Annotated in this window: 1 pseudogene; it reads right to left on the bottom strand. The window is 23.6% G+C overall.

What is annotated here, in order from left to right:
- A pseudogene (locus GBG18_RS15200) lies at positions 1 to 271 on the bottom strand (helix-turn-helix domain-containing protein); the annotation flags it as partial.

Below are 271 nucleotides of genomic sequence, written 5' to 3'. Positions count from 1 at the left end.
ATAGTTTATAGAGTTTACCTCCATGTCTTTGGTTCTTATATATGTATCTATATATTGTTTCATGAGATATATTGATAATTTTATCTTTTTTTAGTCTTCCTGATATTTGTTCTGGAGACCAGCTCTTCTTTAAATATTTAGAAATTAAAAGTTTTACTTTATTTGTTAATTTTTTATTAGTTCTTTTATTCTTATCTCTTGATACACTTAATATTTCAGCATATTCAGCACTGTAATAACCATTTTTACTATTTCGTTTTAATTCTCTTGA

The organism is Poseidonibacter ostreae (assembly GCF_009208075.1).
GTDB lineage: Bacteria > Campylobacterota > Campylobacteria > Campylobacterales > Arcobacteraceae > Poseidonibacter > Poseidonibacter ostreae.
This window is presented reverse-complemented; position numbering and strand designations above follow the sequence as displayed.